At 36.8% G+C, this 19,924-nt stretch carries 15 protein-coding genes and 1 tRNA gene; 7 read left to right on the top strand and 9 right to left on the bottom strand.

Going from position 1 to position 19,924, the window contains the following annotated elements; translation table 11 throughout:
* Positions 1-67 precede the first annotated feature (67 nt).
* The 4 genes from nusA to M0R21_07605 form a co-directional block, all read right to left on the bottom strand.
* Complete coding sequence (gene nusA / locus M0R21_07590) at positions 68-1,303, bottom strand: transcription termination factor NusA (protein ID MCK9617685.1); 1,236 nt, start codon at positions 1,301-1,303, stop codon at positions 68-70.
* A gap of 15 nt (positions 1,304-1,318) precedes the next feature.
* Positions 1,319-1,765: a ribosome assembly cofactor RimP gene (gene rimP / locus M0R21_07595; GenBank protein ID MCK9617686.1), complete on the bottom strand. Its 447-nt coding sequence runs from the start codon at positions 1,763-1,765 to the stop codon at positions 1,319-1,321.
* An 85-nt stretch (positions 1,766-1,850) separates the two neighbouring features.
* A tRNA-Gln gene (locus M0R21_07600) sits at positions 1,851-1,923 on the bottom strand.
* Positions 1,924-2,069: 146 nt separating this feature from the next.
* Positions 2,070-2,654, bottom strand: coding sequence for a hypothetical protein (locus M0R21_07605; GenBank protein ID MCK9617687.1), 585 nt, complete (start codon positions 2,652-2,654; stop codon positions 2,070-2,072).
* A gap of 266 nt (positions 2,655-2,920) precedes the next feature.
* On the opposite strand from M0R21_07605, the gene M0R21_07610 reads away from it, so the two are divergent.
* The 3 genes from M0R21_07610 to M0R21_07620 all read left to right on the top strand — a co-directional run bounded on the left by M0R21_07610 (position 2,921) and on the right by M0R21_07620 (position 10,291).
* Positions 2,921-6,112, top strand: coding sequence for a hypothetical protein (locus M0R21_07610; protein ID MCK9617688.1), 3,192 nt, complete (start codon positions 2,921-2,923; stop codon positions 6,110-6,112).
* A gap of 278 nt (positions 6,113-6,390) precedes the next feature.
* Complete coding sequence (locus M0R21_07615) at positions 6,391-9,453, top strand: DUF2723 domain-containing protein (GenBank protein ID MCK9617689.1); 3,063 nt, start codon at positions 6,391-6,393, stop codon at positions 9,451-9,453.
* Between the two features lie 169 nt (positions 9,454-9,622).
* Positions 9,623-10,291, top strand: a complete 669-nt coding sequence (locus tag M0R21_07620; protein MCK9617690.1) for an acyltransferase — start codon at positions 9,623-9,625, stop codon at positions 10,289-10,291.
* On the opposite strand, the gene lgt is transcribed toward M0R21_07620, so the two are convergent.
* Positions 10,288-11,082 carry a prolipoprotein diacylglyceryl transferase gene (gene lgt, locus M0R21_07625; protein ID MCK9617691.1) on the bottom strand — a complete coding sequence of 265 codons (795 nt, stop codon included), beginning with the start codon at positions 11,080-11,082 and terminating at the stop codon, positions 10,288-10,290. The two genes, M0R21_07620 and lgt, sit on opposite strands and share 4 nt — an antisense overlap.
* A gap of 37 nt (positions 11,083-11,119) precedes the next feature.
* Entirely contained in the window at positions 11,120-12,217 is a 1,098-nt protein-coding gene (locus M0R21_07630; GenBank protein ID MCK9617692.1) for a hypothetical protein, read from the bottom strand.
* A 171-nt stretch (positions 12,218-12,388) separates the two neighbouring features.
* On the opposite strand from M0R21_07630, the gene dprA reads away from it, so the two are divergent.
* Positions 12,389-13,492: a DNA-processing protein DprA gene (dprA, locus tag M0R21_07635; GenBank protein MCK9617693.1), complete on the top strand. Its 1,104-nt coding sequence runs from the start codon at positions 12,389-12,391 to the stop codon at positions 13,490-13,492.
* On the opposite strand, the gene M0R21_07640 is transcribed toward dprA, so the two are convergent.
* Positions 13,477-14,172, bottom strand: a complete 696-nt coding sequence (locus tag M0R21_07640; GenBank protein MCK9617694.1) for a PrsW family intramembrane metalloprotease — start codon at positions 14,170-14,172, stop codon at positions 13,477-13,479. The genes dprA and M0R21_07640 overlap by 16 nt on opposite strands.
* 346 nt (positions 14,173-14,518) lie before the next feature.
* Between M0R21_07640 and rsgA the strand changes: the two genes are divergently transcribed.
* Positions 14,519-15,442 carry a ribosome small subunit-dependent GTPase A gene (gene rsgA / locus M0R21_07645; protein MCK9617695.1) on the top strand — a complete coding sequence of 308 codons (924 nt, stop codon included), beginning with the start codon at positions 14,519-14,521 and terminating at the stop codon, positions 15,440-15,442.
* Positions 15,443-15,452: 10 nt separating this feature from the next.
* On the top strand, positions 15,453-16,259 hold the full coding sequence (gene ispE, locus M0R21_07650) for a 4-(cytidine 5'-diphospho)-2-C-methyl-D-erythritol kinase (protein MCK9617696.1): 807 nt from the start codon (positions 15,453-15,455) through the stop codon (positions 16,257-16,259).
* Here ispE and M0R21_07655 read toward each other — a convergent pair whose 3' ends face one another.
* Both M0R21_07655 and tgt read right to left on the bottom strand, forming a co-directional pair.
* Positions 16,260-17,336 carry an LptF/LptG family permease gene (locus M0R21_07655; protein MCK9617697.1) on the bottom strand — a complete coding sequence of 359 codons (1,077 nt, stop codon included), beginning with the start codon at positions 17,334-17,336 and terminating at the stop codon, positions 16,260-16,262.
* Positions 17,336-18,466 (bottom strand): tRNA guanosine(34) transglycosylase Tgt, encoded by a 1,131-nt coding sequence (gene tgt, locus M0R21_07660; protein ID MCK9617698.1) that lies wholly within the window; start codon positions 18,464-18,466, stop codon positions 17,336-17,338. Before tgt ends, M0R21_07655 begins: the two co-directional genes overlap by 1 nt.
* Positions 18,467-18,541: 75 nt before the next feature.
* On the opposite strand from tgt, the gene M0R21_07665 reads away from it, so the two are divergent.
* On the top strand, positions 18,542-19,675 hold the full coding sequence (locus M0R21_07665) for a glycosyltransferase (protein ID MCK9617699.1): 1,134 nt from the start codon (positions 18,542-18,544) through the stop codon (positions 19,673-19,675).
* The last annotated feature ends 249 nt before the right edge of the window (positions 19,676-19,924 follow it).

The following is a 19,924-nucleotide window of genomic DNA, read 5'->3' on the forward strand; positions in this document are numbered from 1 at the left end:
TCCATGCTTAATGTGTAGATATTGCTGAAATGCTTGCCTTTAATTTTTTGCAAAGGTATGATTATTCTTATTCAAATTCTGATTTAAGAATTCTGATTACTTCGCGGATAGTTTCTTCTTCCAAGTCTGTACGTTTTACCAGTTCTTCCACCGGGAGTTCAAGAACACTTTTAGCGGTATCACAACCAATGCCTTTAAGTTCATCAATAATCCACTGGTCAATTTCATCGGAAAATTCCGCCAAGTCAACATCTTCATTATCTGTATCCGTGTCGCGATATACATCAATTTCGTATCCTGTAAGTTTTCCGGCTAATTTTATATTATGACCTCCTTTGCCTATGGCTAAAGAAACCTGGTCGGGTTTCATATACACATCGGCACGTTTGTTGGCTTCATCAATAAGGATGGAGCTGATTTTAGCGGGACTTAACGACCTTTGAATAAAAAGTGAAGGGTTGGATGTAAAATTTATCACATCAATATTTTCATTTCTTAGTTCGCGAACAATACCGTGTATGCGCGAGCCTTTCATTCCAACGCATGCGCCAACAGGATCAATACGATCATCATACGATTCCACGGCAATCTTTGCTCTTTCGCCTGGTTCACGTACGATTTTTTTAATGGTTATCAACCCGTCGTAAACTTCAGGAACCTCAGCCTCGAACAAACGTTCAAGAAAAACAGGAGATGTACGCGATAAGATAATAACCGGAGAATTGTTGCGAATATCCACTTTTGAAACAACAGCCCTGATTGTATCGCCTTTCCGGTAAAAATCGGAAGGAATTTGCTCTGATTTAGGTATAATGAGTTCGATATTCTCGTCGTCCAACACCATAATTTCTTTCTTCCAGGTTTGGTACACTTCGCCGGTAACAATTTCGCCGATACGGTCTTTGTATTTACGATATACGTTATCTTTCTCGTATTCCTGAATTTTTGAGACAAGATTTTGGCGAATGGCAAGGATTTCCCTTCTTCCGAAATCTACCATTTTTATTTCTTCCGAAACATCTTCGCCAATTTCAAAGTCGGGTTCAATTTTAATAGCTTCGGAATAAGCAATTTCCTTATTTGGGTCCTGCAGTTCACTATCTTCCACTATGATACGATTTCTCCAGATTTCAAGATCGCCTTTATCTATATTTACAATAATGTCAATGTTTTCGTCGGTACCATATTTTTTTAATAGCATATGGCGAAATACATCCTCAAGGATGCGCATCATGGTTTCACGGTCAATATTTTTGAATTCTTTAAATTCAGAAAAAGTTTCGACTAAATTGATATGTTCCATTTTAGTATTTTTTAATTATTTAAATGCAATAATGCAACGAGATTGCCTAATATTTTTAAAATCTATGCGTTGCACAGTTTCTGTTTTATTTTTTTTCGTTTTAGGTAATATAATTTCAATAACATCAGCATCAGCAAAGGTAAGCAAACCTGTGATTTTTTCTCCATTGATCAACTGAATTTCTATATGTTTACCTATGTTTTTCCGGTATTGACGCAAATTAACAAAAGGATTTTCCAAACCTGAAGAAGATACATTGAGAGAAAAATCTTCAACTTCACGATCAAAATGGTTTTCAATGTGTTTACTTATCTTGATACAATCGTCAATGGTTACACCCTGATCTCCATCAATAAAAACAGAAATGGTATTGTCGGGAGTAATGCTGATATGTACGCAAAACAAGTTTGTGTCTTCCAGGAAAGTATCTACGAGTTGTTGTATGTAGTTTTTATCAACCATTTTTATAAAACGTTAAAAAGAAAGGGGACAAAAGTCCCCTTTCCTAAACATATCTCCTTGTTAAAGTGCCTTAACCGGCTCTCTGTTGTCCGACCAGGGCTCGAACCTGGACTCTTCTGAACCAAAATCAGACGTGTTGCCAGTTACACTATCGGACAGCGTTGTACCAAAAAGGACTGCAAAGGTAAAAATATTTTTAAATTTCAAAACAAACCTGCCAAAAATTTAAAATATTGTTTTCCTTGTGGCAAATGAACAATTATTCTACGGCATTTGAAATGCGATATTGCTGGTTATTTAACTTTTAAAATTCTTTATGGTATCCAATGGAGATGGCAACCGGCAGAGGTTCGTTAAGTTTTTCTACGTTCGGGTCGTTTTTTATCGTATTGTAATGGCTCCAAAAACCCGGAGTACGTAACGGGAAGTTAAGGTCAACATCCATGCCGTGTTTTTTGTTTCTGCCAAAACGCATTTCCAAACCACAGCCAGGAGTAAAACCCGTAAATTGACGGTTATATTCCGATTTTCCTTCGATATAAAAGGAAGAATTAATACCATACATTATTTTTATATTAGGCCGGAATGTATGATTCGACATCACGGGCAGAATATGCCAGGTAATGCCGGTATTCCAGCCTATTCCGCCTAACTGGATTCCTACTCCACCAAACACAGATAAAAAAGGTACAGGAATAAAAGCACATTTAGCCCCAATAATTCCACCGTAATCCAACCCAAGTCCTAACCCGAGGTCGTGCTTATGGAGTTCCATTTTTTTAATCACGGTTATTTTTTGTATTGTGTCCTGTGCCGATATTTTATTTTCAAAGATAAAAACCAATGAAATATAAAATAATATAATACTTATAGCTTTGATATTTTTCATTTGTTGCTTTATTTTGAACGCAAATATCTAAAATTTATCAACCAATATTTACATTGGAATAAAAAAATTAAAAATTTCTTTTTGTTAGCAAATGATAAAAATAATTTTTCGACATACGCAAAATTGCATGAAATTACTAATTTAATTGTTTGTTTAAAATAATATACATTATATGCGAAATATTAATTTAATAAAAAATGAAATTTAGTACAGATAGCAATCTAAATTTTATTACTACATTTGTGAATTATAAAAATTATAACAGCATGAGAAAACTATTACTTTATTTTTCCTTTTTAACCTTATTTCTGATGTTATCGGTGATTGCAAATTCGCAATCCGTTGTAACTGATAGCCTAAACACGACTATTTACAACTCAGATTTTAACAAATACCCTGTAAATAGTTTACAGAATATGTTGTTGTTATATCCAGGAAATTATTATTTGGGGCGAAATTTAATATGTAATTCAGGAATATTTACTGATAATTATAGCACCTATCTTGACGGAATGCAGTTGGAAAATGCAAGCGGTTTTTCTTTTCACAGTATTGGCAGTTTTTCTTATATCAATAAAAATATGCCGCTATCACTTGGATATTCTCCGGCAGGAATCATTCAATTAACAACTCCGGAATCAGATAAAGTTGTATTTAATGGCTTTTTAGATACTAATATTCCGTTTGTTGCCGGCAGAGAAGGCAATCCGGTACTGGAAAATTCTGCATTTAATTATCAAACGGTTGAATTAAATATGAGCACCCCGATTCCATTGAAGAATAAAGCAAAAAAACTATGGCCACATTTTTTTCTTGCTGCCAATTTTTATTTAGGTAAAGATTCGGGACCCTCTTTTGCAAAAAAACAAAAGGTAAAAGGTAGTGTTTATGACGAATTAGTAGCAAACCCATATTCAAATAATGGTTTTTATCCTATCTTAAATTCTGAAGTAATTGATAAAAATGATGTAGAAGAAGTAAGTTTTACGCCAGGTACCAGCCAGAAAAATGGCAGTTTCTACGGTAAATTCAGCATTCCACTTTCAAATGCCATGAAGGTGGAAAGTGGCCTTTACTACTACTTCGAAAATAATAATGTGGACATTTTGCAAAACAGAATGTTCAACTATTGCATGAACCCAGAAGAAAAGGTTCACCAATATAATGGTTTTCTCCGTTTCAATCATATACTTGCAGAAAAAAAAGATTTTAAGTTAGAATATAAACTTCAGGCAGAATATTATACTTACAATTACATATTACAAGACAAAAATCATAAAGGCAACCTCTTTGATTATGGATATATAGGGAAATTTTCTACAGAAAGAGTTCCCGTATTTTCTTCACAGGCAAATTATGATCCTGTTTTAGGAAAAGATGTATATCAGATGGTTGGCATGTACAGCACCGGATTAACTTTCGCTCCCGGTGAAGCAAACCCGATTCTTGCCAATTACACATCAACAATTTTAAACATGTTTCCTAATGAAATTAATAATATTGATGAGCTTCTTTCCAATAGGGGATTGGCTAATGGATACATGCCTGAAGATGTTTATGATTTGTACAATAGCCAGGGAACGGTGTATGATCAATATGTAAAATCCAACAGAAATCGGCTTGATTTTTCGGGTGTTATAAACATGAGCTATGGAAAAAACAATATGGAGTTAGGCTTTTCGTATGAAAAAAGCACCAGAAGGTATTATTCCATCTCTCCGGTTAGCCTTTATCAATGCATGGTTCCACTAACAAATAATCAGCTTAGTAGTTTAGATATGAGCGATCCCACACTGTTAGTTATTAATGGAAGAGTTACAGATAGTGCTATTTACCACTTTGCTTATAATGCTGAAGGACAAACAGAGTTTGATAAAAAACTACGCAACAAGCTTGGTTTGCAAGTTAATGGAACTGAATGGATTGATATTAATTCATATGATGCTAAAAATCACACCATAGATTATTATGACGAAAATTATGAAAAGCATACTATTAATGTTGGAAAAGATTTGTTTTCACTGGATCTTTTTAATGAAAGTGAAATGTCGCGTTTAATATCTGGATATGGCTATGATTATAAAGGCAATAAAGTAAAAGCAGGCAGTAACGATCTTTCTTATTTTGATACTTATATGAAACCAGCTTTTGCCCCGGTAGATTATGCAGCGTGGATTTCGTACAAAAGGAATATCTTACCAGGATTAAAGGTAGAAGCAGGATTAAGAGCGGAAGTTTATGATGCAGGATTGAATGTTTTAAAAGATCCTTATACTTTATCGCCCATTAAAACAGTAGCAGAAGTAACAGAATTTACGCATCCTGACAATATTGGGAAAAATTACGTAGTTTATATTGATAGTTACGAAAATCCGACCGCAGTTACAGGCTATCGTAATGAAAATACATGGTACGACCACAATGGATTAGTTATTAATGATCCTTCAAATGCATTAGATTATGGGAATGGCGTAATTCCATATCTTAAAAATCATACCATAAGCAAAAATGCCTACCGTAAAGATAAGAATACATTTTATTTGCTGCCAAAATTAATGATAAGCTATAACATCACCCCGAATTTCCTTTTGTATGCTGATTATTCATCTGCAACGAAGCATCCTTATTATGAACTATTAGAAAATAGGATATTAAATCCTTCATATTATTATCAGAACTGCTATATAAACGAATTGAAACCTATGTTTTTTAACAAATCTACCTTAGGATTTAATACGAAGCCAGCTAAAAACTGGAAATTGGGATTGAGTTTTATGGAACAGCAAATCAAGAACCTTATTACCCCATATTATTATTCACCAGCATGGCCCACATCTTATATAGGATACAAAAACAGGAACAAAACTGTTAACAATGTTTTTCTTGAATTTAATACCAGTTATACCACACCAGATCGTTTTCTTACGGCTGGAGCAAATTATACCCATGGATGGTATGATAAAGATATTAAAAAGAATGGATTACAGCAATATTATCTGACGACCTCCGAAAATATTGCCAATCTTTTTGCAATGATAAATTTTGATAAATGGTCAAAGGGTTTAAGCATTGCTTTTACGGAACATTACCGTTCCGGAATACCTTATATGGAAACTATAGCTAATGTATTATTAGTAGGTTATGCAAAAATGGATGATTTTTATTCTACCAATATTAAGATTCAAAAAACAATGGTTTTGTATAAAAAAAGTCCCTTATACCTTACCATTTATTTGCAGGTAAACAATGTTTTCAACAGGGAAAATACATTTAATGTATATTCATCCACCGGAAAAGTAGATGATGATGGTTATTTAGCAGCCCCTGAAAATCAATATAAGATTAGCCAGAAATTGTCTCCTGATACATACCGTTTGCTTTATGCAAATGCTTTGGATAACCCCACTTATTATGACTCACCAAGAACTCTACACCTAGGTATTAAAATAAATTTTTAAAGTAACTAAAAAAGAAGCTCTTATCAGAACTCCTTTTTTTATTTAATTTTTTATCAGTCTTTTACACATAACTTAATTTAAGACCATTGCAAAATACCGCGAGGGTCAGTAAGGGAGTATAAACACTTTCAAAAACCTTAATTTGTTAGCAAATAATAAAAATAATCCTTCACTATACGCAAAATTACAGGAAATTACTAATTTCGCTGTTTGTTTCCAAAAGCTTGTTGAAAGCTGAAAATTTTTTAAAAAACTTAATTTCAAATAAATATTAAAAAATGAACAACTACCGAAAGTTAAACAATCTGTTAGGGTGGTTAAGTTTTGCTATTGCCTCGACGGTATATTTGCTTACAGCCGAACCTACGGTAAGCTGGTGGGATTGCGGAGAGTATATCTCAACGGCATATAAACTGCAAGTGGGACATCCTCCCGGAGCCCCGTTTTTCCAAATGCTGGGAAGATTTTTCTCTTTATTTGCTTTTGGCGATGTTTCAAAAGTGGCATTCATGATTAATGCCATGTCGGCATTGTCAAGTGGTTTTACAATTTTATTTCTTTTCTGGACTATTACAGCTATCGCAAAAAAAATCGCAGCACCCAACGGCGAAGAAATGCCAATAGGAAACAAATGGGCAGTCTTAGGAAGTGGCTTAGTGGGTGCATTAGCCTATACTTTTACCGATTCTTTCTGGTTTTCAGCAGTGGAAGGTGAAGTATATGCCATGTCATCTTTTTTCACCGCTTTGGTATTCTGGTCAATATTGAAATGGGAAGCGGTTTCGGAAGAAAAACATGCTAACCGTTGGATACTGTTTATCACATTTCAGATTGGACTTTCTATTGGTGTTCACTTGCTCAATCTTCTTGCGATTCCGGCTATTGCCTTTGTATATTATTTTAAAAAATACAAAGTCAGCACTAAAGGAGTAATCATTACGGCACTAACCTCTTTGTTCTTATTGGCTGCGGTTATGTATATTATTATTCCCTGGATAGTGAAAATTGCCGGGAATTTTGAATTATTTTTTGTAAATACTGTTGGAATGCCCTTCAACTCAGGGACAATTATTTATTTTCTCCTGCTCATTAGTGGCATTGCCTGGGGTATTTATTTTACCCAAAAAAGAAAAAAAGTACTTGCCAATACCATATTGTTGTGTTTCACTTTTATTCTCATCGGGTATTCATCTTTTTTTATGTTAGTTATCAGGGCTAATGCCAATACTCCCATCAACGAAAACGATCCCGATGATGCCATCAGCCTGCTGTCGTATCTTAACAGAGAACAGTATGGCGACTGGCCCATATTTTACGGACAGTATTACAATGCACCGATTATTGAATACAAAGATGCATCTCCCGTTTATGTAAAAGACGTAAAAAAAGGGAAATACATCATCACCGACGACAGGAAACAATCCATTTCGGTGTATGACCCCAAATTCTGTACAATTTTCCCCAGAATGTGGAGTAATCAGAAACAAAGCCATATCAATCTTTATAAACAATATGGGAAAATTCATGGAATTCCTGTAAGTACCACCGACAACAACGGCAACACACAAACCCTGTACAAGCCAACTTTTGGCGAAAACCTCCGGTTCTTTTTTACTTACCAGGTAGGACACATGTATTTGCGTTATTTCATGTGGAATTTTGTTGGACGCCAAAACGAAATTGAAAGCCAGGGGTCTTTTGATGAGGGAAACTGGAAAAGTGGTATTAGTATATTGGATAACTGGAGATTAGGCGATCAGGACAATCTTCCCCAGAGTATGCAAAGCCATGCCAACAATTCATTTTATTTTCTTCCGCTCATTTTAGGACTTCTCGGCTTTATTTTTCATTTAAACCGTAATCACAAGGATACCACCATTGTTGCCTTATTATTCTTTATGACCGGTATAGCAATAGTAGTTTACCTTAACCAATATCCGCTCCAGCCACGCGAAAGAGATTATTCCTATGCCGGTTCGTTTTATGCCTTTGCCATCTGGATAGGAATAGGTGTGCTTGCTATTTACGAATATGTTAAAAAGATGATGAAGCCCCAGCTGGCAGCAATTTTTACAACTTTGGTTTGCCTGTTACTTGTTCCGACAATTATGGCAAAGGAAGGCTGGGACGACCACGACCGCTCAGGAAGATACGCAACCCTTGATTACGCTGCCAATTACTTAAATTCATGCGCACCCAATGCCATACTTATTACCAACGGTGATAACGACACGTTCCCTCTGTGGTATGCACAGGAAGTAGAAGGTATTCGTCGCGACGTGAGGGTAGTATGTTATATGTTAGCCTCTGGCGATTGGTACATCCATCAGTTAGGCAGAAAAACTTATGAATCGGATAAAATTCCATTTACACTTTCGCCTGAACAGTACAATAAAGGAATTAACGAATATGTAGCGTTCTACGACGTAGGAATTTCCGAAAGGGTGGAGTTAAAAGACATGATTGACCTGATAGCTAGCGACAATCCCGACAGTAAACTTTCCTTGCAAGATGGCAAACTACTGGCTTTCTTCCCTTCAAAAAAAGTACAACTCACTGTTGATTCAGCGGCAGTACTTGCCAATGGAATTGTACCCAAACGGTTCGCAAACAAAATTGTAAAAACGGTTGAATGGGATATTAAATCCAACTATTTATTCAAAAACGACCTGATGCTACTCGACTTCCTGGCAACCAATTTGTGGAAACGCCCATTATATTTTTCCAGTCCTGCTACAACCGAAAAAATTTTCGGAGTAAACAATTATTGTCATCTTGAAGGATGGGTATATAAATTCATGCCGGTAGCAGCCGAAAATTATGTTGAGGGAATGGGTGGTGTTGACAGCGAGGGCTCCTACGATATTCTGATGAACAAATGCAAATGGGGAAATCTGAATAACTCGCATGTATATGTTGATCGTGAAAGTTCACGGAATTCGCTTATCCCGAGGAATAATTTCATGCGGCTTGCTCAGGCATTGGTGGAAGAAGGTAAAAATGACTCCGCTATTAAAGTTCTCGATCGTTGCCTCGAAGTATTCCCCAACAATAAAATTCCTTTCGATATTTACATGGCTCCTTTTTCTGAAATTTATTACAAAGCCGGTGCCATTGAAAAAGGTGACAGGATTACCGAACAACTCTCAAAAGTGTATATTGACAACTTAAACTACTACTTTTCGTTGTCTCCTAAATTTTCTGTTAACTACGATACCCAAAAACAACAGCACTTAGCCATGCTTCATCGCCTGGCTATGGTAGCCAAAGAAAACAAACGCACTGTTCTGAGTAAAAAGATTGAGGACTATGTCAATCAAAAAATTGCCCTGCTGAATTAATTGTTCTGCAATTATATATTGAAAAGGTTGGCTTTTTCGAGTCAGCCTTTTTCTTTTTCATTGGGAATAACTTTCCATGAATTCCTCAGGAAAAAGACATAAAAATTGCCTGACGACAGGTTTTTTTATATGTTTGTATTTTTGATTGAATTTGTTAAACTCCCAATTCATGAATATTCGGGACACAATACATATTTTAAGGTCAATTCCTAAAACGCTGTACTTCAATTTTCAGTATTTTAAATGGAAAGATGCCATACAATTGCCAGTATTTATTTCTCATAGGGTTGTTTTACGAGAAACGAAGGGTAAAATTACCATTTCTAATGAGAAAAAAATGGCAATGATCCGGATAGGATTCGGCGATGTGGGTCATTTTGATCGCCGTCGTTCCCGTTCGATATGGCAGGTAAGCGGAGAAATAAATTTCAGGGGAAAAGCAAATATCGGACATGGTTCAAAAATTTCCTGTCGGGGAAAACTTACTGTCGGCGAAAATTTTAACATTACCGCCGAATCTACCCTGCTATGCGCAAAGGAAATTACTTTTGGAAATAACTGCCTGTTAAGCTGGGATGTACTAGTGATGGATACTGATTTTCACCCTGTTTTCGACAAAAATAAATCCCGGGTAAACCCTGACAAGGCTGTAGTAGTTGGTAACGATGTTTGGATAGGTTGCCGTTCCACCATTTTAAAAGGGACTATAATTGATAATAATACCGTCGTTGCAGCCAATACGGTTATTGGCAAAAAAATTGAAGGGGGAAACCAGGTAATCGGTGGAAATCCTCCGGCGGTTATAAAAAAAGAAATCTACTGGTCGGGCAACGTTTAGCTCTTAGCCGAAGGCTTGTGATACTTTATCCATACAAGTAACCCTATACCCAGCGCAATAAACGGAATACTAAGTGACTGACCGAGATTTAAAGTCAGCGATTTTTCAAATTCTACCTGGGGCACTTTCAAAAATTCTATCTGGAAACGTACGGAAAACAAGCCGATTAAAAACCAACTAAAAATAATTCCTGATTGGGGTGCACCCTTCTTTTTGTAATAATACCAAAGCAGAATAAAAAACAGAATAAGATACGAAAGAGCTTCATAAATTTGGGTAGGATGCCGGGGTATATCATTATCACGGATAAATATAAAAGCCCATGGCAAACCGGTCGGATTTCCGAAAATTTCAGAATTCATAAGATTGCCCGTCCGGATAAAAACCCCGGCTAAAGCCACCACGATCACTATGCGGTCGAGTATCCAGAAATACGTTTTTTTATGTTTACGGCAAAACAGGTACAAAGCGATAAGAATTCCCACTGCTGCCCCATGACTGGCAAGACCGCCCTTCCATATTTGAATAATTTCGAGTGGGTGGCTAAGATACCAGTCGGCTTCGTAAAAAAAAACATGCCCCAGCCTTGCACCAATCACTGTCCCGAAAATCATGTAGTAAGTAAGACTGTCGAGCACTTTAACAGGCACATTTTCTTTTTTAAAAAATCGTAACATTATTACGTACCCTGCATAAAAAGCAAAAGCAAACAAAAGCCCATACCATCTTACTTCAAGATTCCCGATGTGAAAAATTGCGGGATTAACGTTCCAAACGATGTAATTTAACATACCAGATGAATTATGATGCAAAAATAGCAATTTGATGTTAACTTATTTTTTCTATTAACGATGCTATTTGGCGCAACAGGAGGGTTTCGTCAGGAGATAACGCTATTCCATGGTATTCCGGCAAATGATGTTGAGCCTCAGTTAATGAAAATTTACTTTGACTTACCGAATAAAAAAAAATTCTTTCCTTATGGTATCTTGCAAGGTACTTTTGTTCTGTTTGACCGGGAGTAGGCACCAGTATTGCCTGTTTTTTAAAAACAGCCAGATCCATAAGGGTTGAATATCCTGCACGGGCTATAATAAGTTGTGAACGTTGAATTAAAATCTCCAGTTCCGTGGTGGTTTGAAACGATAATAAAGTAACGTGCGGAAGTAGATTTTTTATCGTTTTTTCACCCGTAATTCCCTGTACAATAACCGTACGCAGCGAAGTTCCAGCAACTTGTTTCAGAATAATTTTTTCGAAAATGCTACGCTGTGGTTCGGGACCCGACAGGATAGCTAATACGTCAATATCGTTACCTCCGGAATGTATTTCCTTCGTTTTATGGGAAAAACGCGAAAGAGGACCAATAAAAAACACCTTTGCGTCCGGTTGTTTCTTGTGCGATAAATTGCCCGATAAATTAAAGAAACCTTCGGTATCTGGCACCCAACATTCGGTAAATCTTTTAATAAGGAATTTAACTAATGAATCAACAGGCTTTTGTAACCATTTAACGGCTATCGGAAGTTGAACATACAGTTGATGCGTAATAAATATGCAAGGAATTTTTTTCGACCAAAGTCCATACCGGTTATCCGATATTATGGCATCAATTGCGTGTTTTTCAATAATTTTTTTTAGCTGGCGGTTTTCCTTAACTATACTCCACAACATCCATGGAAGAGCAATTGCCATTTTAATCACAAAAAATGGGCTGTAACGGGCATACCGTACGTTGAACCCTGGAAAATAAATATGGGTAAGATGGGGAAATTCCTCCTTCAACAATTTGCCCGACCTGCCACCAGCCGCAATTACCACATGGACATTAAAAAGTAACAAATAATTAATCAGTGGGATACAACGTGTTGCATGACCCAAACCCCAGTCAAGCGGGCAAATTAAAATGTTTTTTTTTGAGTTCAACCCGGTTTTATGAATCCAACAAGGTGTAAAGATACTACAATTTGTTTTTCCTTGTTTTGAACATTTATGTAGTAATCAATTATCAGTTTTCAAAAAATATGAAAAAAATGGGGTTATACCCATAGATTGATGTTTTTTTCTTAAATTTACCTGATTTTAAATTATTCAAATGTGAATAATTCATTATTACAATACAAGGTTGCATTGACCTTTTTGCCTGGAATAGGCGACATTACCGCAAAAAAGCTAATAGCCTATTGCGGGAGTGTGGAGGCCGTTTTTAAAGAAAAAAAAAGAAACCTGCTGAAAATTCCGGGAATTGGTGAAGTACTTGCCGAAGCTGTTACCGGCAACCAGGTTTTGTATAAAGCAGAAGAGGAAATGTCTTTTATTGAAAAGCATCAAATTATTACTTTATTTTATCTTGATGATAACTATCCGAACCGCTTAAAACACTGCATTGACAGCCCTATACTTTTATATTACAAAGGGAAAGCACAACTGAACACACACAAAGTGCTGAGTGTGGTTGGCACCCGTAATGCGACAGAATACGGCAAGCAGGTTACCCATGAAATTATTAAAGGGCTGAAATGTGATGGCTTACTTATCGTCAGTGGGTTAGCATACGGAATTGATTCGGCAGCCCACCGGGCATCACTCGAAGTCCATGTACCTACCGTTGCTGTGTTAGCCCATGGTTTGGATACTATATATCCTTCATTGCATAAATCACTTGCTGAAAAAATGCTATCAGAAGGAGGATTGTTAACCGATTTCCCCAGCCGGACTAATCCCGACAGGGAGAACTTTCCCAAACGAAACCGGATCATTGCCGGTTTATCCGATGCTGTTGTGGTAGTAGAAGCCGGTGCCAGAGGAGGAGCCCTCATTACAGCCAATATAGCCAATTCGTATAATCGTGATGTTTTTGCCGTTCCTGGCAGGATTAAGGATACTTTTTCAGAAGGGTGTAATAATTTGATTAAAAATAATATAGCTGCACTTATTCAATCGGCTGATGATATTAAATATATGTTAGGATGGAAAAATTCTCTGCAAAAAAATACAAAAATACAAAAGGAGCTCTTCATCAGTCTCAATAAAGACGAAGAGATAATCATCCAGATTTTGCAAACTCAGGGAGATACCGGGATTGATTTTCTATGCGAAAAAACCCAACTGGGACCTACAAAAGTATCTTCCACCTTATTGCATCTTGAATTTGAAGGAATAATTAAAAGCCTGCCGGGTAAAATTTACAGACTGCTTTGATTTCCCTCTGCCGTTTGATCATTATAAAATGTCTTCAGAGCATTTACATACAAAAGTACCGCAATGATAATAACCCCTATGGAAAAAATCCAGAGCAATTGTATATCGTTTGTATATAAACAAAATTCATATACTCCCTGTGAAAAAGCAGCGACACTAAGCCCCGACATTAATAAAACGTAACGCATATTTTTGAATTTGCTAATTCCAAAAAAGAATCCTAATAAAATGCCAAAAACAAAATGCGCCGGAACAGAAGTATATCCTTTTAGTAAAATAAAATCCTTACCTCCGTTATTCATCACATTTACTACATTCTCTGCGGTTACCATTCCCAACCCCATCATAATAGCAAAAAGAAGACCATGATATGACCGTGAAAATCCTTTTTGCCTGAAAAAAATCAATTGTAATAATACTATCATAATCAATTGTTCCATTCCGGCTTTTACAATAAAGGAAGTGAACAAAATCCTATTAAGGGTTCTGATGGTATTTAAATCATAATATGCAAACAACTGCTCAGCCAACCATGCCAAACCAAAACCAACAATACCTGCTACGTAGCAAACCCTTATCAAGAAAAGTGTTTCTTTGTTGAGATCACTATGAAAAAGGCGATACGAAAAAAAAGCGACAATAGGCGCAATAGAAATAATTATAAAAGGAACGGGGCTCATTTGCGGGGTTTTGTTAATTTTGTTGGTAAATTTATAAAAAAAAACATTGCTAATAAATAATAACCGATGTATGAAAAAAATAATTAAAGAAACATTAAGCAAAGAAGAAATCAAACGCCGTTGCATAAGGAGCTGATTTATACGGGAAAAAGAAATTTCACGTTTTTCCCCAACTTATACTGAAGAGAAAGAATGTTTGATTATTGAAGAGAAAATTACTATTCATACCGATGATGGGATAACATATTTGGCAATCGGTGATTTTGTTACGTTTAAAAATGGATTGCATTGCGTTTGGGAAATAAAAAACCTGTAAAAAATATTATAATTTTAAATAAATTCAGTTTTGAAGGGTGTAGTCGTAAAATCTACAGGTAGTTGGTTCAATGTTTTACAGGAAGATGGGTCCATAATTTCCTGCAAACTCCGGGGAAATTTCAGAATTAAAGGATTGAAAGCTACCAATCCGATAGCCGTTGGGGACAGGGTGGAATTCCAAGTTACGGGAAACGCAAATATCGGACAAATCAACAACATCCTCCCCCGTTTCAATTATATTATTCGCAAGGCAACTAATCTATCGAAAGTTTTTCACATCATCGCTGCCAATATTGACCAGGCAATGCTGGTGATTACCGTAGCCCAGCCCCGGACATCCCAGGGTTTCATTGACCGCTTCCTTACTACCGCCGAAGCTTACCATATTCCCGCTTACCTTGTTTTTAATAAAACTGATATTTACAACAAGGAATTACAAAATATTCATAATGAATATATTCACATTTACAGCACGGTAGGCTACCCCTGTATTTCTATTTCGGCAGTAACCGGAAACAATCTGCAGCAACTACGGCAACTGTTTGCTAATAAAGTTACCCTTTTTTCTGGACATTCCGGAGTGGGGAAAACCGCCATCCTTAACGCTCTTGACCCTGCTTTGGGGCTAAGAGAAGGAGAAATTTCGAGTTACCATGCCAAAGGTGTGCATACCACTACCTTTGCCGAAATGCACGCACTTTCGTCAGGAGGATTGATTATTGACACCCCGGGAATCAAAGAATTCGGGTTAATTGATTTTAATAAAAATGAAATAGCGGAACGTTTTCCTGAAATGCGGGCATTAATGCATCTTTGCCATTTTAGTAATTGTACTCACATTCATGAACCCGGCTGTGCGGTAAAATCGGCTCTGAAGGAAGGAAAAATTTTTCCTTCCAGATATTATAATTATCTGAGTATCTATAACGGAGAGGATTTTCCCTCTTTCTAACTTGAATTTTATGCTCTGTTTTCCAAATGCTAAAATAAACCTTGGTCTTTCCGTTACAGGAAAAAGAAGTGATGGCTTTCATAATATCGAAACCATTTTTTATCCCATCCCTCTTTGCGACATACTGGAGGTTATCAATTCGCCCGATGGTACTTTTACTTTTACCATGAGTGGTCTCCAAATTGATGGTGATCCTTTGTCCAACCTGTGTGTAAAGGCTTACCAACTGCTAAGCAATCAATTTACTATTCCTGCTGTAAAAATTCATCTCCATAAAGTTATACCTGCTGGCGCCGGCTTGGGTGGAGGTTCTTCTGACGGGACATTTATCCTTAAACTGTTAAACAATCTTTTTCAATTAGATATAAATATTCTTGATTTGCAAAAATATGCATCCATCTTAGGTAGCGATTGTGTGTTTTTTATTGAAAATAAACCAGCTTTAGCTTCCGGAAAGGGAGAAGTGTTGCAGCCCTGCTCTGTAAATCTTAAAAAATATCATTTTGTAATAGTGAAACCCAATGTTCATATTACTACCGTATGGGCGTACTCACAAATTACACCTCAAAAACCTAAATTTCCGGTAGAAGCAGTTGTTTCGTTGCCTATTGAAAAATGGAAGAGTATGCTTTTCAATGATTTTGAAGAACCTGTAATAGAAAAATTTCCTGTCATAGGCGAGATTAAACAAGCATTGTATAGCCAGGGTGCAATTTTTGCAGCCATGGCCGGAAGCGGTTCGGCGGTTTATGGTATTTTTAAAAAACAAATTCAACCGCAACCGTTGTTTCCTGGCTGTTTTGTATGGAGTTACTGATTATTTGGGAGCTTTCTTAATCAGGTATAACCCCAAGATTCCGAAGAGTATATTCGGAATCCAGACTGCTATAAATGGTGGCATATTACCAAATGCGGCAAAAACAGAAAAAATCTGCATAAATAAAATAAAGGTAAAACTGATTGTAATACCTAGCCCCAGATGCAAACCTATACCCCCTCTCACCTTTCGGCTCGATAATGCATATCCAATGATAGTCAAAACAATTGTAGCGAAAGGAAATGCAATTCGTTTGTGCTTTTCCAGTTCAAACTGTGTAACAATTTTGGTCCCTCTTAACTTTTCTCTTGCAATTGCCTCGCGAAGTTCTTCATAAGTAAAGGTTTTAAGATCGTGCACCGACATCGAAAAGTCGGTAGGTTTAACCCTAAGGGTAGTATCATAAGTGCCAAGGTACGAAAACGATTCGTTCATTCCATTTATTTTCCGCTCATATGCATTCATTATTTTCCACTTCTTTTGGATACTGTCCCATCGGATTAAGTCGGAATTCAACCGGTAAAACAAGCCCGATTTGTTGATTTTTTCAATGGAAAAGCGGTAACCGGTATTGGTTTGATTATTGTACGATTCTATAAATACATATGTTACAGAGTCAATCTGCATGTGGATATTGATGTCTTTATTGCGAATCGGATCTTTAATATACACTTTTTCAAAAGCAAGCATCCGCTTGTTGGTATGTGGAATTACAAAATTGGCAAGTACAAACGAAAGCAACGACAGGGTCAGTGCCGAAATAAGGTAGGGACGTAGCAACCTGTTAAAGCTGATACCACTGTTCAACATGGCAACAATTTCAGTATTGGCAGCCAGTTTAGAGGTAAAAAATATTACCGAAATAAATGTAAAAAGTGCGCTGAAAAGATTGATAAAGTAGGGCAGAAAATTCAGGTAATAAGAAAAAACTATCTCCCGCACAGGTGCCTGCCTTTCAAGAAAATCATCTACCTTTTCAGAAAAATCGAAAATGATAATAATAACGGCAAGCATACTGATGGCATAGAAAAAAGTGCCCAGAAACTTCTTTATTATGTATATATCAAGTTTTTTCATTATAATCGGGTGGATAATTGTTTAATCATTACCGTTTTCCAACTGGCAAAAGTACCTTCAGCAATGTGTAATCTTGCCTGCTTCATCAGCCAGAGATAAAAAGCAAGATTATGCATACTAACTATCATCGGACCGTTCATCTCGTTTGAAATAAAAAGATGCCGGAGATAAGCTTTTGAATATTGCCTGTCAACAAAGCAGGTATCTTCTTCATCGAGCAGTGAAAAATCATTTTTCCATTTTTCATTCCTGATGTTGATGATACCTTGTGCTGTAAAAATCATGCCATTACGCCCATTACGTGTAGGCATCACACAGTCAAACATATCAATACCTAAAGCAATATTTTCTAAAATATTTACCGGAGTACCCACACCCATCAGGTAGCGGGGTTTTTCACGGGGTAAAATTCCGCAAACTAATTCCGTCATTTCGTACATCACTTCAGCAGGTTCGCCTACTGAAAGACCGCCTATGGCATAACCGCCGGAAGGGTAAGAAGCAATGGTTTCTGCCGAAAATTTCCGCAAATCACGATACACACTACCCTGAACTATAGGAAATAATTCTTGATGGTAGCCATAACTGCACTGAGTTTCGTTGTAGCGTTGCATACACCTTCCGAGCCATTGATGAGTAATTTCAAGCGATTTTTCGGCATATTCCCTATCGCAGGGAAATGGTGTGCATTCGTCGAAAGCCATCATGATGTCGGCTCCTATTGCACGCTGGATGTCAATCACGTATTCTGGAGTAAAATGATGTCTCGAACCATCAATATGAGACTGGAAAACCACTCCTTCAGGGTTAAGTTTACGGCGATGTGCAAGCGAATATACCTGATAACCACCACTATCGGTAAGAATTGGTTTATCCCAGCCGGAAAAACGATGCAAACCGCCGGCTTTCGTTAGTACAGAAATCCCCGGTCGGAGGTAAAGATGGTAGGTATTTCCCAGTATGATTTGCGCATGAATATCATCTTTCAGGTTTTTATGATGGACAGCTTTAACGGCACCGGCTGTGCCTACTGGCATAAAAATGGGGGTTTCAATGGTCCCGTGTGCTGTTGTAAGTATCCCTGTTCGGGCAGAAGTTTTGTTATCAGTATATTGGATGGTAAATGCCAATGTTCATAAAATTTTGCCAAAGATAGTTGATATTCCTTTGGGAATAAATAATTTTGTTTGTCCAATTTCGGTAGTATGCTGTTTGATATTGAATTGTCAGATCCCTTGGTTATGGGCATTGCCCTTGTTTTTTCGTTTTCCTTTTTAGTACAATTGTTTTATTACTGGTTTTTTTTCAGCAGGCTGGCATTTCATCGCCAAAAACCTTTCCAATCTACTGACCATCAGGTATCTGTGGTTATCTGTGCAAGAAACGAATATTATAATCTCGAACGCAATTTGCCGATAATTCTCGAACAGGATTATCCCGATTTTGAAGTTGTTGTGGTAAACGACTGTTCCGATGACGATACTTTTTACCTGCTGAACGACATGGCTGAAAAGTACAAAAATCTTAAGATAGTTAATATTAATCAAACTCTTAACTTCTTTTCTGGAAAAAAATTCCCTCTTTCTATCGGAATCAAATCGGCAAAAAATGAACTGCTCCTGCTCACAGATGCCGACTGCAATCCCAGAAGTCGGCAGTGGATACGGCAAATGCAAAGCCAATTCGATAATAAAACGGAAATAGTGCTGGGATATGGCGGTTATGAATGTATTAAAGGACTACTCAATAAATTAATCCGTTATGACACCCTGCAGGTTGCCATGCAATACCTTTCACTGGCAAAGGCAGGCTTACCCTATATGGGTGTCGGCAGAAATCTTGCGTATCGCAAATCGCTTTTCTATAAAAACAATGGATTTATCTCTCACTACCGCATACAGTCGGGCGACGACGACCTTTTTATAAATCGTGTTGCTCATCGCAAAAATACCCGCGTGGAAGTATCGTTGCACAGTCACACGATTTCTGTAGCCAAAACATCATTTCGTGACTGGATGCGGCAAAAAAAACGCCACTTGAGTACCGGAAGATATTATAAAACTCGCCATAAAATAGTGCTCGGACTATTTTCGTCAACACGTTTTCTGTTTTTTCTTACTCTCGCCTGGCTTTTGTGTTCAGGGTTCAATTATTATGTAGTTTTACTTGCCTTGTTGCTTCGCATGATTTCACAATTGATAATAACCCGACATTGCATGAAACAACTTTCGGAAAAGCAATTTCTTTTTCTTACACCAATTTTCGAAATATTTTTATTCTTTACCAACGCAACGGCAGGTTTCTTGACAATTTTCAGCAGGAAACAGGTTTGGAAATAGCTTTTTTTAGAAATTTAAATTTATAGATAATTTTACTTAATGTAAGTTCGACATAATTTTTAATAAACCACCTATAGAATTATTATAGATGAATCACTTATCTCTGATGATAATACTATTGTGAATTTCTACCAAACTTAGATGTAATCAATAATAATAACATTATTGCTTCAATTTGTTATTATTTTTCAGTGTATTTGAAGGCAAATTTAAAATGGTCTCCTTTTTCAGAAAAAAATCAAAGACGGT

This window comes from Lentimicrobiaceae bacterium (genome assembly GCA_023227965.1).
Lineage (GTDB): Bacteria > Bacteroidota > Bacteroidia > Bacteroidales > JALOCA01 > JALOCA01.

Bases quoted from the DNA above. Each gene is read 5' to 3' on its own strand.
- M0R21_07665 (MCK9617699.1), top strand. From the start codon at position 18,542: ATGCTGTTTGATATTGAATTGTCAGATCCCTTGGTTATGGGCATTGCC.
- M0R21_07610 (MCK9617688.1), top strand. From the start codon at position 2,921: ATGAGAAAACTATTACTTTATTTTTCCTTTTTAACCTTATTTCTGATG.
- rimP (MCK9617686.1), bottom strand. From the start codon at position 1,765: ATGGTTGATAAAAACTACATACAACAACTCGTAGATACTTTCCTGGAA.
- lgt (MCK9617691.1), bottom strand. From the start codon at position 11,082: ATGTTAAATTACATCGTTTGGAACGTTAATCCCGCAATTTTTCACATC.
- M0R21_07615 (MCK9617689.1), top strand. From the start codon at position 6,391: ATGAACAACTACCGAAAGTTAAACAATCTGTTAGGGTGGTTAAGTTTT.
- M0R21_07605 (MCK9617687.1), bottom strand. From the start codon at position 2,654: ATGAAAAATATCAAAGCTATAAGTATTATATTATTTTATATTTCATTG.
- ispE (MCK9617696.1), top strand. From the start codon at position 15,453: ATGCTCTGTTTTCCAAATGCTAAAATAAACCTTGGTCTTTCCGTTACA.
- nusA (MCK9617685.1), bottom strand. From the start codon at position 1,303: ATGGAACATATCAATTTAGTCGAAACTTTTTCTGAATTTAAAGAATTC.
- M0R21_07655 (MCK9617697.1), bottom strand. From the start codon at position 17,336: ATGAAAAAACTTGATATATACATAATAAAGAAGTTTCTGGGCACTTTT.
- M0R21_07620 (MCK9617690.1), top strand. From the start codon at position 9,623: ATGAATATTCGGGACACAATACATATTTTAAGGTCAATTCCTAAAACG.
- M0R21_07640 (MCK9617694.1), bottom strand. From the start codon at position 14,172: ATGAGCCCCGTTCCTTTTATAATTATTTCTATTGCGCCTATTGTCGCT.